This is a genomic window from Helicobacter sp. TUL (assembly GCF_002287135.1).
Lineage (GTDB): Bacteria > Campylobacterota > Campylobacteria > Campylobacterales > Helicobacteraceae > Helicobacter_F.
Genome location: NZ_NESU01000002.1, coordinates 125,917 through 140,210, shown reverse-complemented (window position 1 = coordinate 140,210; position 14,294 = coordinate 125,917). Strand labels below are relative to the sequence as shown.

15 protein-coding genes and 1 pseudogene are annotated in these 14,294 nt (G+C 39.4%); 8 read left to right on the top strand and 8 right to left on the bottom strand.

Going from position 1 to position 14,294, the window contains the following annotated elements:
- Positions 1 to 17 precede the first annotated feature (17 nt).
- From ybeY to B9T66_RS01780, 7 genes and pseudogenes are all read left to right on the top strand, one after another.
- Positions 18 to 488 (top strand): rRNA maturation RNase YbeY, encoded by a 471-nt coding sequence (gene ybeY, locus B9T66_RS01805; RefSeq protein ID WP_095627285.1) that lies wholly within the window; start codon positions 18 to 20, stop codon positions 486 to 488.
- Positions 489 to 537: 49 nt separating this feature from the next.
- The gene (flgH, locus tag B9T66_RS01800; RefSeq protein WP_095627284.1) at positions 538 to 1,248 is read left to right on the top strand and encodes a flagellar basal body L-ring protein FlgH; all 711 of its coding nucleotides are present in this window, start codon (positions 538 to 540) and stop codon (positions 1,246 to 1,248) included.
- Positions 1,249 to 1,986, top strand: a complete 738-nt coding sequence (gene pseF, locus B9T66_RS01795) for a pseudaminic acid cytidylyltransferase (RefSeq protein ID WP_095627283.1) — start codon at positions 1,249 to 1,251, stop codon at positions 1,984 to 1,986. It abuts the gene before it with no gap.
- A complete protein-coding gene (locus B9T66_RS01790) occupies positions 1,983 to 2,912 on the top strand; it encodes a hypothetical protein (protein WP_095627282.1) in 930 nt (309 codons plus the stop codon). Before pseF ends, B9T66_RS01790 begins: the two co-directional genes overlap by 4 nt.
- Positions 2,913 to 2,939: 27 nt before the next feature.
- Positions 2,940 to 3,422 (top strand): annotated as a pseudogene (pseH, locus tag B9T66_RS09100) (UDP-4-amino-4,6-dideoxy-N-acetyl-beta-L-altrosamine N-acetyltransferase); the annotation flags it as partial.
- A gap of 54 nt (positions 3,423 to 3,476) precedes the next feature.
- Positions 3,477 to 4,481 carry a pseudaminic acid synthase gene (pseI, locus tag B9T66_RS01785; RefSeq protein WP_257874569.1) on the top strand — a complete coding sequence of 335 codons (1,005 nt, stop codon included), beginning with the start codon at positions 3,477 to 3,479 and terminating at the stop codon, positions 4,479 to 4,481.
- Positions 4,482 to 4,599: 118 nt separating this feature from the next.
- Positions 4,600 to 4,881: an HU family DNA-binding protein gene (locus B9T66_RS01780; RefSeq protein WP_095627280.1), complete on the top strand. Its 282-nt coding sequence runs from the start codon at positions 4,600 to 4,602 to the stop codon at positions 4,879 to 4,881.
- Between the two features lie 61 nt (positions 4,882 to 4,942).
- On the opposite strand, the gene B9T66_RS01775 is transcribed toward B9T66_RS01780, so the two are convergent.
- Genes B9T66_RS01775 through accB form a run of 5 tightly spaced genes read right to left on the bottom strand, consistent with a single transcriptional unit; the run spans position 4,943 to position 10,355 of the window.
- A complete protein-coding gene (locus B9T66_RS01775; protein ID WP_095627279.1) occupies positions 4,943 to 5,845 on the bottom strand; it encodes an NAD(P)H-dependent glycerol-3-phosphate dehydrogenase in 903 nt (300 codons plus the stop codon).
- 2 nt (positions 5,846 to 5,847) lie between these two features.
- Positions 5,848 to 7,257 (bottom strand): alanine/glycine:cation symporter family protein, encoded by a 1,410-nt coding sequence (locus tag B9T66_RS01770; RefSeq protein WP_095627278.1) that lies wholly within the window; start codon positions 7,255 to 7,257, stop codon positions 5,848 to 5,850.
- A 48-nt stretch (positions 7,258 to 7,305) separates the two neighbouring features.
- Positions 7,306 to 8,481: an MFS transporter gene (locus B9T66_RS01765; protein WP_095627277.1), complete on the bottom strand. Its 1,176-nt coding sequence runs from the start codon at positions 8,479 to 8,481 to the stop codon at positions 7,306 to 7,308.
- Positions 8,482 to 8,531: 50 nt separating this feature from the next.
- Positions 8,532 to 9,884 carry an acetyl-CoA carboxylase biotin carboxylase subunit gene (locus B9T66_RS01760; RefSeq protein ID WP_095627276.1) on the bottom strand — a complete coding sequence of 451 codons (1,353 nt, stop codon included), beginning with the start codon at positions 9,882 to 9,884 and terminating at the stop codon, positions 8,532 to 8,534.
- 9 nt (positions 9,885 to 9,893) lie between these two features.
- Positions 9,894 to 10,355 (bottom strand): acetyl-CoA carboxylase biotin carboxyl carrier protein, encoded by a 462-nt coding sequence (gene accB / locus B9T66_RS01755; RefSeq protein ID WP_095627275.1) that lies wholly within the window; start codon positions 10,353 to 10,355, stop codon positions 9,894 to 9,896.
- A gap of 111 nt (positions 10,356 to 10,466) precedes the next feature.
- Here accB and dcd point away from each other — a divergent pair, with 111 nt between their 5' ends.
- Entirely contained in the window at positions 10,467 to 11,033 is a 567-nt protein-coding gene (gene dcd, locus B9T66_RS01750) for a dCTP deaminase (RefSeq protein WP_095627274.1), read from the top strand.
- A gap of 7 nt (positions 11,034 to 11,040) precedes the next feature.
- On the opposite strand, the gene B9T66_RS01745 is transcribed toward dcd, so the two are convergent.
- The 3 genes from B9T66_RS01745 to B9T66_RS01735 are packed head-to-tail and all read right to left on the bottom strand — an operon-like array spanning position 11,041 to position 14,251.
- A complete protein-coding gene (locus B9T66_RS01745; protein WP_095627273.1) occupies positions 11,041 to 11,433 on the bottom strand; it encodes a GtrA family protein in 393 nt (130 codons plus the stop codon).
- Between the two features lie 26 nt (positions 11,434 to 11,459).
- The gene (locus B9T66_RS01740) at positions 11,460 to 13,238 is read right to left on the bottom strand and encodes a glucosyltransferase domain-containing protein (RefSeq protein ID WP_095627272.1); all 1,779 of its coding nucleotides are present in this window, start codon (positions 13,236 to 13,238) and stop codon (positions 11,460 to 11,462) included.
- Positions 13,238 to 14,251: a glycosyltransferase family 2 protein gene (locus tag B9T66_RS01735; protein WP_095627271.1), complete on the bottom strand. Its 1,014-nt coding sequence runs from the start codon at positions 14,249 to 14,251 to the stop codon at positions 13,238 to 13,240. Before B9T66_RS01735 ends, B9T66_RS01740 begins: the two co-directional genes overlap by 1 nt.
- Positions 14,252 to 14,294: the final 43 nt, after the last annotated feature.

The window sequence follows — 14,294 nt, the reverse complement described above, 5'->3', positions numbered from 1 at the left end:
ATCACCAAGGAGTGGCTATGCTAGAAATACAAAACCTAAGCTCATATACGCTAGATTCACATAAGTTTGAGGAGATTTTTTTCACCCTTGCCAAAGCCTATAAACCAAACCTAGCCTCTCATCTTTGTGTAGAAATTCTCATCACAGATTCAGCCCAAATCCAAGAAATTAATGCAACACACCGCAACCAAGATAAACCCACAGATGTGCTTTCATTTCCTTTGGATGTGGATTTTGTGTATGCACCTGCAGAATGTATACTAAACATAGGTTCTGTGGTGCTTAATGCCCAAATGGCTGATGCAGTAGCCACAAACTTAGGACATAGCCTAGAAGATGAGTTATATTTACTATTTATCCACGCTTTGTTGCATATTTTTGGTTTTGATCATGAAGTCGATAATGGTGAGCACAGGCAAGAAGAGTGTCAATGGATCACATTCTTTAAACTCCCAAAAAGCCTTATAGAGCGCACACAAGATTCATAACAAAAGGAATATCCTTTGCTTTTATCACAAAAAACACAAGGATTTGGTGATGAAAAATATAGCATTGTGGATAGGAATGTGCGGATTTGTAACTCTAACATACGCATTTGATGCGGATATTGATTTTAATGAGATTCCAAACTATGTCGAAGAATCTCCCTCTCAAGAATTTATCCCAGATATTCCGCGCGCAGGAAGCTTATTTGGCACGGGTGATAGACCCCTGTTTGCTGATAGAAGGGCGATGAAACCTGATGATCTTATCACCGTGATTATTGAAGAAAACGCAACAGCAAATTTCACAACCAACAAAGCCTATAATGGGACAAGTGGCGGTGTTGTTACGCCTCCTAGCATACAATATGGTGGCGCCGATGAGGAACAACAAAAAATCGCTCAAGAACTCAACAACCAAAGCGCCTACACTCTCACCAAAGCCAACAACACGACAAACTTTACTGGTGGTGGCAACCAAAGTCATACCGATGCGATTAATGCTACTATCACTGCACGCATCATCAAAGTGCTAGAGAATGGCAATTATTTCATTGCAGGACAAAAAGAGATTTTAGTCGATGGAGAAAAACAAATTTTACAAGTAAGCGGTGTGGTGCGTCCATACGATGTAGAAAAAAACAACACCGTCCAAAGTCGCTACCTTGCCGATGCCAAAATCGCCTACCGATCTGTAGGACCTATCAGCCAAACGCGTAGTAAAAACCCAGTGAGTGATGGAATCGAGAGTGTGTGGCCATTTTAGATGAATCTCGCCATTATTCCCGCTAGAGGAGGTTCAAAGCGAATCCCACGCAAAAACGCTAAACTTTTTTGTGGTAAGCCTATCATAGCCTACGCAATCCAAAATGCCATACGAAGCGAAATTTTTGATGAAGTGATTGTAAGCACGGATTCAGAAGAAATCGCTACTATCGCCATACAATATGGCGCAAAAGTGCCATTTATGCGCCCACAACACTTAAGCGATGATCACACACCCACGCTCTCAGTCATAGCACACGCCTTACAAATGCAACAAGCCCAAGATCTTGATATGGTTTGCTGCTTGTATCCAACCACGCCACTTTTACCTACACACATACTCACGCAGGCTTATACTATGCTTTGCAATGATGATAATGTGCATTATGTGTTTGGAGCACTTGAATATGCGCACAGCCCTTGGCGGAGTTTTAGACTAGATTCTATCTCGCTACCTACCCACACGCATACCACCACACAAGAAAAAGCATTTGCTCCCACACTTTTATATCCACAATTTGAAAAGACACGATCCCAAGATCTTGCACCGCTATATTATGATGCAGGGCAATTTTATTTTGCCAAGGCTTTATATTTTATGCAACAAATACCCATATTTGCGCCACATTCTCGCGCTCTTATCCTAAATCCTTTGTATGCCCAAGACATAGATACATTACAAGATTGGCAACTTGCCGAACTAAAATACCAACTTGTGCATACAACAAATGCCAAATGACACTCTATTATTTCTATGATGATGGTGCCAAAGCTGGATTAGGACATTATCGTCGCATACGCCTACTCGCACAAAAAATCAAACACATAACAACACACCAAAAAATAGAGCATGTGTTTTGCCCCATATCAACATATGCGTTACAACACCTAGAGAATCTACACACATTTTGTGCTAACATACACCCACAGCAAACTTTAGGTGCGATAGTAGATAGCTATATCTTTGAGGCAAAGCACTTTGCCTTGTTAGATTCGGTATTCCCACGCCTTTTGTGCCTTGATGATGAAAATCGCAATGTGTATCCACCAAAAAGTTTTATCCTTAATGGTGCGCTTAATGCCCACAAACTCTATCCTCACCACGATAGCCAATATATGTTAGGCATAGACTTTGCACTTTGTGATGAGATATTTACGCCTATACCCTTAGCACAAGAAAAGGTGCGTGCGATATTTGTAAGTTTTGGAGGCAGTGATCACCAAAATTTTAGCACACAGATTTTGCCATGTATTCAATCTAGTATGCCATCTTGCACCATACACCTTGTATTGGGTCAATACTATCCTCACCTGCCACCTACAGGAGAAAACCTTATATGCCACAATGCCCTTAGCACACCACAAATGCAACAAGTCATGCAACAATGTGATATTGCCATAAGCGCAGGTGGTGGCACACTCATAGAACTCGCCCAAAGCCTTATGCCTACCATTATGATTGAATCTGCGCCAAACCAACACTTTCAAATCACGCAATTTGCTACACTTGGTGCATTTAAACACGCCAAAAGCCTTGCACAAATCCCAAAGATTCTGCAATCTCTTGCACCCCAATCCGTGCGCCAAAGCATAAAAAACACTCTAGCAACTTTGCATTTTGGACAAAACATACAATCTGCCCTAAGGAATATCTTTGGCTTATAATATTGCGTGGAGATCGCGTGGGAGGAAATGATGAATTATACAATACTTGGCTATGAAGCAAGAGATTTTTGCTCTTGTGAGCAACATTTGTTAGAAGAAATTTTAGCTATCCGCAACACACCACAAGTCGCACAATGGATGTATAGCACACATATCACGCACAAAGGGCATTTTGAGTTTGTCAAGCACCTAAAGCAAGATCCAACGCAACGCTATTGGGTTATTTTACACGAAAATTGCATCCTTGGAGTTGGATCACTCACGCGTATGCGATACAAACACGCTTATCTTGGAATCTATACCAACCCACACGCCACGCATATCGCACACAAAGGGCAAAAAATACTGCACATTATCGAGCATATTGCCTTTAAAGAGTTTGGCTTACATACTTTATTTTTGGAAGTAATGAGCACTAATAAACGCGCCCTAAATTTCTATCAAAAGGCTGGATTCACACATAATGGGATTTTGCAGGATTTTGTGTTGCATGATGATGTGTTTTGTGATGTGTGCATTATGAGTAAAACACCCAAGCAACATCTTGCAATCAAACCCACACATATGACACACACACCCTTAATCGTAGCAGAGCTTAGCGCCAATCATTGCGGAAGCTTAGAGATCGCGCGTCAATCACTCCACGCAATCGCCAAAAGTGGCGCACATGCCATAAAACTCCAAACCTACACGCCAGATTGTCTCACGCTTGATGCAAAAAATCAATACTTTAAAATACAAAAGGGATTATGGAAAGATACATATCTCTATGAACTTTATAAAACTGCCCAAACACCTTGGGAATGGCATGAAGAGCTTTTTACATTAGGGCGGGATTTGGGGTTACTTGTCTTTAGCTCACCATTTTCTAAGCAAGGGGTAGATTTTTTAGAATCTCTTGATTGCCCTATGTATAAAATTGCAAGTTTTGAGGTGCTAGATCTTGAGCTTATAGAATATGTGGCAAGGCTAAAAAAACCTATGATACTCTCAAGTGGCATAGCTGATGAACAAGAACTCCAAGAAGCAATAACCCTATGCAAAAAACACGGAGTGCGCGATATTACACTGCTTTTATGCACAAGCGCTTATCCTGCGCCATTAGATTCTATACACCTAGCAAGTATGCGTGCATTTGGGCAGAGATATGGTGTAAAGTTTGGACTCTCTGATCATACACTTGGCACTCTGTGTGCGAGTATGGCTGCAACGCTTGGGGCTAGTATGATAGAAAAACACTTCATTTTAGACAAAAAATTACAAAGCCCAGATAGTGCGTTTAGCCTTGATGCAAAAGAATTTAGTGAGCTTGTCCAAGATATTGCGCGTGTGCGTGAGATTATGGGAGATGAGAATTTTAACATATCACAAAAACAGGGGCGTGAGTTTGCTAGAAGTATTTGGGTAGCACGAGATATAGCAATGGGTGAAGAGCTTACAACACAAAACATCAAAGTATTGCGACCAAATGGTGGACTACATCCACGAAATTATAAAAACCTTTTAGGGCGCAAAGCATCGCGCGATCTCAAATTCGGAGAGCCACTCACCAAAAAAGACTTCATATAAATGTGTATTATAGAGAATTTTTACGCAAAATATCCCAAAAACACGCTCAAGCCTTGACTTTTGTATAAAACTCGCTAAAATATGTGCGTCTCTAAAATTTTATCATAAGGGGTTTATCATGAACAAGGCTACTTTCGTTGAACTTGTTAAAACTGCAGGAAAGTTTGAAACAAAAAAAGATGCTGAAAGAGCAGTAAATGCTTTTACAGAAGCTGTAACTAAAGCACTTGCTAAAAAAGAAAGTGTTGAATTGGTTGGCTTTGGTAAATTTGAAACTGCTATCCAAAAAGCAAAAACAGGTAAAGTTCCTGGAACTAACAAAACATACACTACTAAAGAAAAGAGAGTTCCTAAATTTAGACCTGGTAAAGGTTTAAAAGACCTTGTAAGCAAAAAATAACTTTGCTTACTTTCTAGGGATACTCCCTAGATTCTCTTTATTATTCTTCTTTGTATTTCTTTTATTTCATTAGCGTATCAAGACTTTCTTTAATATTCTTGCCTTCTGTAATCGCATACACTTCGTGTGCAATAGGCACATAAATACCTTTTTCTTGTCCAATTTTTGTGATAGCTTCTGAAGTTTTTACACCTTCTGCAACTTCTCCTAGCTCACACAGAATCTCTTGCATTGTTTTACCCTTTGCAAGTCCTAATCCCACGCGATAGTTGCGCGACATTGTAGAATTTGATGTCAAAAACAAATCTCCAGCACCAGAGAGACCCAAAAATGTCTCCATCTTTGCGCCAAAATATTCTCCAAAACGATTCATCTCCACAAGACCACGCGCCAATAATGAGGCTTTGGCATTTGCCCCTAGATTTAATCCATCACAAATTCCCGCGGCAATAGCGATGACATTTTTATACGCTCCAGCTATCTCACCGCCTATCACATCAAGACTTTCATAGGTTTTGATAAAGCTTGGCATAAGTGCCCCAAACTCTTTGGCAAGTAAAAGATTATGTGCGTGAATCACAAGTGCGCAAGGCAATGATTGTAGCACTTCTGAAGCGAAACTTGGACCACACAAATAAGCGACATTATTTTGTGATGTATATTGCTCATAAATATCACTCACAAATGCGTTATGCGCAGTTTCTATGCCCTTAGAGGCAGCAAGAATCTTGCATTCTTTGGGCAATGCTATGCCTCCCAACCAATCCCTTAAGGCATTTGTTGCAATTGCTATAACAAAATATTCGCTCATCAAGGCTTCAGCAAGCTCTACTTGCCTAATATTTGCAGCAACCATATCTCTCACATCACGCCTAGATACAATGCACACTTCATTTTTTTGTGAAAGCGAAAAAGCTAAAGCCCTCCCCCAAGATCCACCACCAAAAACACTTACTCTAGCCATAATTATTTCCAGCACTCTGCATTGGTAATCCCTACACTAGAAGCCTTAAAGTGTGGATCTTTTCCTGCCTTGCGCTGCATTTCATAATCACGCAATACACGCAATGCAATATTTCCAAGCAATACAATTGCTATAATATTGATAATAGCCATAATTCCCATAAAAATATCTGCCAACTCCCACGCAAGATCAAAGCCTATCTGTGTCCCAACAAAAACCATAAGCACCGCACTTGCACGAAAAATATTAAGAGCTATTTTGTTATCGGTAATAAACCTAAAATTCATCTGTGCATAGAAAAAATTACCAATAAGCGAAGTGAATGCAAAAAGCGTAACAGCGACACTCACAAAATGCAACCCAAACTCTCCCAAATATCCTTGCATGACCTTTTGCATAATCGCCATTCCCTTTAGCTCCTGAAGATTCTCTTGGGAACAAAGCACCACGAGCGCAGTAGCGGTGCAAATTATAAGTGTATCAATAAATACAGAGAGTGTTTGCACCATACCTTGCTTAGCGGGGTGCGTAGTGTGTGCCGCAGCTGCAGCATTTGGCGCAGAGCCCATACCTGCCTCATTAGAAAACAAACCACGCTTGATACCTATGACCATAGCACTTCCAGCAAAGCCCCCAAACATTGCCTCAAAATCAAAAGCTTGCTCAAAGATATGCATAAACACACGAGGCAACTCAGCAAAATGCGTTATGATCACAAAAGCCGCAACACCAAAATATCCAATTGCCATAACTGGCACAAGCGTAGAAGCAATGAATGCGGAAGATTTATTTTTACCATAAAAAAATCCTACTACCAATATTGCCAACAAAATACCAAGGAAGATTCTAAAATAACCATTTTGAAATGAATCTTGACCTATGTATATCTCAAAAACAGAAGTAAGCGTATAAGCTTGCAAGCCATTAAATCCATATGTAAAACACGCAATAAGTGAGATAGCAAACACAATCCCAAAACTTCTAGAACCTAATGCGCTTTGTATATAATACGCAGGACCACCTTTATAATTATAAGCGCCATCCTTGCGTTTATACACTTGTGCAAGTGTGCTTTCTACAAAGGCACTCGCTCCACCAAGCAAAGCAGTAACCCACATCCAAAAAAGCGCACCCACACCTCCGACACTCATCGCAAATGCCACACCCACAATATTTCCTATTCCTACACGCGACGCAGTAGAAATCATCAATGCCCCAAATGGCGATACATGTTCTTCATGTGATTTTTCGCGCAAAATCTTTAGGACTTGTGGTAAAAAGCGAAACTGAATAAATCGTGTGCGAATACTAAAATAGATTCCACACGCAATAAGCATAAAAACCAAGAGATATGTATAAAGAAAAGTATTGATAGACTCAAAAAAAAGCGTAATATGTTGCACAAACTCCATTAATTCCCCTTTGTGAATAATAAATTTACTATAATAAAGCCCTTAGTCTTACATTTTTCTTAGACCTACTGCCACCAAAAGCACAAAAATGGTAATTCCAAGTCCCAAAAAAAGCTCTAAAAGCCCATAAAGTCGTATGAATGGCTGGGTAATAAGCGGTGAAGCAAATTGCCCTAAAAACATAAAAGAACTCATAAAGCCCATAGCCTTGCCTCTATGGTGAGGCTTAGCGATACTAAAAAGATATGAGTTGTTATTGACAATAATAAGACCACCGCCACAGCCAAGCAAAATAAGTCCAAGCAACACAACCACATATGTGTGAAACACAAAAAAGAGTAAAAATGCACTTCCCATAGCAGCTAAAGCTATGAGATACACTTGCTTGATACTAAGGTAGATTCTAATACGCTCATAAAACAGCGCAATAATCCCAAACGATAATGCAGAAATTGCCATAGAGATTCCCACAATCTTTGGACTCTCATGCAAATATTGTGTGATAAAAAATGGTAAGCGCGTGGGTGAGACAAAATATGTAGCCATGACAAAAAAACCCATAAAATATACTGGAATAAATGGCCAGATTCTAAAAGGCTCATCATCTACATGTTCTTGTGGTATGTGTTTGGGCGTTTTTGGCTCAAAAAGATATATACTTGCCAAAATAAAAAATACAAAACCCAAAAAATATACCAAAAATGGATAACGCCAACTCAATGCGGACAAATATCCAGCTATACTTAAAAATACTGCACTTCCTCCGGCTGTAGCAAAACCCTGCACTCCAAGCATTTTTTGTCGCTCACTACCTGTATAATAACTCGCTACCAATACCGAAGCAGAAGTCATCACAAATGCCGTAGCTATGCCAAAAACACAACGCGAAATAAGAATATAATAAATATTATCAAGCCAGAATCCAAGCACCCCTGCGCTACTCCAAATTACCATTGAAGGAAGCAAAAAGCGCAATTTTCCAAATGTATCAATTGCTATGCCAGCTATGGGTGAAAAAAACACGACAAAAAGTGAGGGGATAGTAAGAATCAGTGGGACAAGCACATCAGCGTGAGGAATATGAGCAAAATGCTCACTAAGTGCAGGGAGTGAGGGTGAGATAACAACATTTCCAAGCACAGTCATTGAAGTGCTTGCAAATAATGCCACCAAAAACAGAGGCTTATGTGTTAGTGTATGAATCTTTTTTTCAAGCTTTGTCATAGATACACTGCAATCATATACAGATTCCATAACTTGTATGTATATACAAGTTATGACAAAAACACTTGTTCCAAATATTTTGTATGAATAGCAGAATCATGAAAGTCTTTGTTTTCCATCATTTTGATATGAAAAGGAATGGTGGTTTTGATACCTTCGATACAAAATTCCTTAAGCGCGCGATGCATTCTAATGATAGCTTCTTGTCTATCGTGTCCCCATACAATGAGCTTACCTATCATAGAATCATAATGCATAGGCACACTATAACCACCATACGCATGAGTGTCAAGACGCACATTAGCACCACCAGGGCTTACCCATTTTGTGATTTTACCTGGACACGGATAAAATTTTTCAGGATCTTCAGCAGTGATACGACACTCTATACTATGTCCCTTAAATGTAATACTCTCTTGTGGTGGGAGTTTCTCACCTTCAGCAATACGTATCATCCACTCTACAAGATCTAGCCCACTAATCATCTCGCTCACAGTATGCTCGACTTGCAAACGCGTATTCATCTCCATAAAATAAAAATCTTCGTAATTTGCATCAAGCAAAAACTCAAATGTCCCAGCACCCACATAACCAATATATTTAGCTGCCTTGACTGCTGTTTCTAAAAGTTTTTGTCGCACTTCTTCTTTAAGCACAACCGCGGGAGCTTCCTCAATAAGCTTTTGTTGTCGTCTCTGTGCCGAACAATCACGCTCACCAATATGCACAACATTGCCATGCTTATCGGCTAGAATCTGCACTTCGATATGCTTTGGATTGCGAATAAATTTTTCCATATAAATTGTGCCATCACCAAACGCACTTACCGCTTCAGATTCAGCTGCAAGATACAAATTCTTTAAAAGTTCAGGCTTTTCCACCACACGCATACCGCGCCCACCACCACCTGCAGCGGCTTTTAAAATCACAGGATAGCCTATTTCTTCGGCAACCTTTTGGGCTTCTTTGTAATCTTTAAGTGCGCCATCACTTCCCATAATCACAGGCACACCTGCTTCTTTCATCACATCTTTAGCCTTGGACTTATCACTCATAAGCACCATTACTTCACTGCTAGGTCCGATAAATTCGATATTATGATGCGCACAAATCTCTACAAAGTTTTGATTTTCAGACAAAAACCCATAACCCGGAAAAATCGCATCGGCATCAAACAATTCTGCTGCACTCATAATGGCTGGGATATTGAGATAACTTTGACTTGATTTATCTCCACCTACGCATACTTTTGCATCAGCTACATCAAGATAATGTGTGTTTTTATCGGCGGTAGAATAAATGGCAATAGCTTGCTTACCCATTTCTTGAATAGTCCTAATAGCTCGTAGCGCAATTTCTCCACGATTTGCTATTAAGATTCTTTGTATTTTTTTTGTGCTCATAGCAATACCTTAGAGTTTTTGGATACGCACAAGGTTAGTGCTAAACTCAACTGGCGTAGCATCATCTACCTCAATAGAGAGAATCTTACAATCACATTCTGCTTCAATCTCATTCATAATCTTCATCGCTTCAATAATGCCGATAGTCTGTCCTTTTTTCACCGTATCACCAACATTAACATAAGGAGCTGCACCTGGGCTTGGACAACGATAAAATGTCCCAACCATTGGAGAAGTGATAAATTCTCCACCCTGAGCTTGTGGAGCTGCTGGAGCTGGTGTAGAAGCCAAAGCTTGTGGCGCTTCATTTGCAACTACAGGAGATACAACTGGAGCTTGTGGAACACTCACGGGAACGATGCTTGTGTATTTCTCAAGCTTTAACTCAAACTCTCCATCTTTGAGATTGAGTTTTGCGATTTGACTATTTCCAAAAATTTCCATAAGTTTTTTGATTTCTTGTAAGTTCATCTAACCCACCTTCTAAAATTCAAAATTTAATCTGCTATAATACCACATTTTCAAGTAAAGCAAGGTTATTTCTTAGCCTATCTTGCAACTTCACAATAATGAGGGGTGTTTATGGGTCTTAAATCAGATACTTGGATACGAGAAATGAGTTTGCAAAATGCGATGATAGAGCCATTTTGTGAAAAGCAAGTGAGTAAAGAAACCATTAGTTATGGGCTTTCTAGCTATGGTTATGATATTCGTGTAGGTGAAGAGTTTATGATCTTTAGTAATATAGGTGCTACCTTGGTAGATCCTAAGAATTTCAAAGAAGAAAATGTAGTGATAAAGCGCGTCAAAGAATATTGCATTATCCCTCCAAATTCTTTTGCACTAGCCCATAGTATAGAATATTTCAAAATGCCTCGCGACACGCTTGCTATTTGCCTTGGTAAAAGCACATATGCACGATGTGGGATTATTGTCAATGTTACGCCCTTTGAGCCAGAGTTTGAAGGGCATATCACTATAGAAATCTCCAATACTACACCACTTCCGGCTAAAATCTATGCCAATGAAGGAATTGCGCAAGTCTTATTTTTGCAAGGTGATGAAGTGTGCGAGGTAAGCTATAAAGATAGAGGCGGTAAATACCAAGGGCAAAGAGGCATTACTTTGCCAAGGATTCTCAAACACTAAACGATATTTACTGCTTAAATGCCCAAAATCGGCTAATCACATAACCTACAAGCGTGTAGGCTACTTGCGCGCAAAGAAGCGCTATATATTCGTTAATGCCAAAGATTCTGTGTGCAACACTAAGCACAATCATACTTGCACCATAAGCCACACCCATAGCGACAATAAAACGCACAAAATCTTGTTTATGTGAGTTTTGAGATTTGAAAGTAAATTTTTTATTTAGCACATAAGAATTTAGCACACCAAAAATCGTGCCTATGGTTTGGGAAAGCTCTACCATAACACCAAAATATGTAAGCACCAAAGCACAGCCTAAGCCCACAAATGTATTTATGACGCCCACACATATATAAAGCACTAATGAATGTGAGAGCACAGCCTGTATTTTCTTACGCATACAAAACCTAAAAGTTTCTTAGATTCTTATGACTTTTGCGACGCTACAGAATCTTGTGAATCCACATCAGATTCTGTATCCTCATCTTGTGTGCTTTCATCATTTTCTTTATGCACATAGCGTTCATGTCCCTTAAATTCTATGATTGTGCAAGCAGGGTATGTTTCGATTCTGTGATAACGATTATCAATAAGCTTTAATCGCTTACCGGCAGTCTCTGGATTACATCGCGCATCAGTTTTTAGCTTATCCCAATCTTCAGATTCTGGAATAACCTCTAATTGCTCATCTGGCACATCACCCCAACCATAGTGTTTCATAACTGTGCGCACCCACCATTTTCCATCGGTAATAGATACAAGACGCTTCATTATGCGATTGCTTTTTGAAGAGTTTTCCAACACAGGTGATGAAGTAACCCAGCCCTTAATCCTAAAAAGATACTTATCAGATGAGGCTTGTTTGGGGACAATATTTGCCAAATCATTTAAAAGAATGGTAACCCTAAAAATTTGGTATTCATTTTGTTTAGAAAGTGCGTTGCCATAAGAGTTTGCAAACACTACAAGCGACCAAGAAAAGAAACCAACCACAATCGCAGAAAGCACAAAAAATACTCTTTGAGCGCCATTTCTTGTGGCAAGTTTTTCAGAATTTGTGCGCTTTTGATCCTCTCTCTTATATGCCCATCCTCGCCATGCACTAACGACATAAATCGCCAAAGCCGCCGTAAATACACCTATACCAATAAATGCACGAGGACGCGTAAGAGGTTGAGAAAGCACAAGATATGTGCCATATGAGAGACAAATACCAAGCACAAGGGCAATGATTGCTATACCAAGTGCGAGAATCTTATTGATTTTAGACTGCACCAACGCAGATAGCAAGAAAAATGCCACAAGAAGTAAGAAACAAATCTTAATACCGCTCCAACCAAAATCATGCCACAAATAATCAAGATACATATCAAGATTGCGCATAAATCCGCTAATTAATTCCTCTTTTGGAAGCATACTTGTGCTTGCTTGAGCATGCGACATAGGGTGCATAATAAAAAGTTTAAAAATACCAAGTGCAATGAGATAGTTTGTAAGCGAGACTGCAACAAAAATAATAGTTTTTTTCAATCCAGCATTTGTTTGGTTAAGCATTAAAAATGCAAAAAACAACACTAAAATAACTTCTATCCCACTACTTGCTTGATATGTCATACACATTCCCAAAGAAGAGAGAATCCCTACAGGGATGTAAGCGCGCACATGGTGAATAAATACAAATGGAATCACACTAAAAAGCACAGAGAGCGCCATATAAGGCGAATCATAACGGAATGAAAGTTCCTCTAAGAAATAAGGCGAAAGCCCAATGGGCAATGAAGCAATGATACCCAAAACCGTCAAGCGTTTTTTGTGTGGGACTTCACTCTCTTCCCATACGCTATCTTCTTTTTTCCAAATAACCTCACGAATGCTCCACACCAAAATCACAGAAGCAAAGCTCAAAAACCCAATGGCTACAAGCTGTGTAAGCGGTGCGATATCGGCAAGCACGGTATCCATATGCATAAAAGTAGCCAAAAACCAACTAATATAGCGTGAAAAATTATCCCATTCTTTATAACCAATAACCGCACGATTCCAATCATCAATATAATACACATCAGCGCGAATAAGAGCCATAATCCCTACAAGATACAAGGAAAATGCTATGAAGACATACTTCCAAAATCCTTGTGTGTGAAAAAATGCCCATGAAGCGATAACAAACTCTCTAAGGGCTTTTGAAAATATATTTCTGCGCATTACTTCTCCTTTGTCGTATGTAAAGATTGTGTTTGTTTAGAATCTTCTAAAATATAGATAGGACGCATTTTGACTTGCTCATAGATTCTTGCGATATATTCCCCAATCACACCCAAAAGCATCAACTGAATTCCACCAATAAAACTAATAAGCACGATAAGACTTGGGTATCCAGGCACGAGATTTCCATACAAAAGGGTAAATACGAAACGATAGATTCCATACCCAAATGCAAAAAGACTAATAAGCGATCCAAGCACAAACGCGATTCTAAGAGGTGCGGTGCTAAAGCTTACAATGCCTTCAATAGCATATTTAAAGAGTTTCCAAAAACTCCAGCTAGAAGATTCTTTAAAATGTGGGATATACTCATATTCAAGACATTGTCTTTTAAACCCTACCCACGCAAACATTGCCTTTGAAAATCGATGATATTCTTTCATCTCTAAAAGTGCGTCAATCACTTCCCTATCCATAAGGCGAAAATCCCGCACGCCAGATTCAATTTTTACTTCTGAAATGAGATTAGAGAGTTTATAAAACATTTCACTTAGTGCTGCGCGTATCTTACTCTCACCGGCTCGTGTCGTGCGACGCGCATACACGACTTTTATTTCACGATTAGAATCTAACCAAATTTGTATCATTTGTGGTATGAGACTAGGAGGATCTTGCAAATCCGCATCCAACAAGATCACGCCCTCACCTCTCGCTTTTTGCAATCCTGCTAAAATCGCTGCTTCCTTACCAAAATTGCGCGAAAAAGAATATACATTGATACGATATGTCGAATCTGTATGATTTTTTTGCATATCATGCAAAATTTCTAAAGTCTTATCCTTGCTCCCATCATTGACAAAAATAAGTTCATAAAAAGGCTTATTGTCTTGAGGGAATAGGTGTTTTACACCACTCATAGTTTTTGTGATTTCCTCCAAAAACTTTGGGAGAGACACCTCTTCGTTATAGCAAGGCACAACGATTGAAATATGTGTAGAATCTAACTCCTGCATACACGCCTCCATACCAAATGAAATGTATTTATAAGAATAAAAG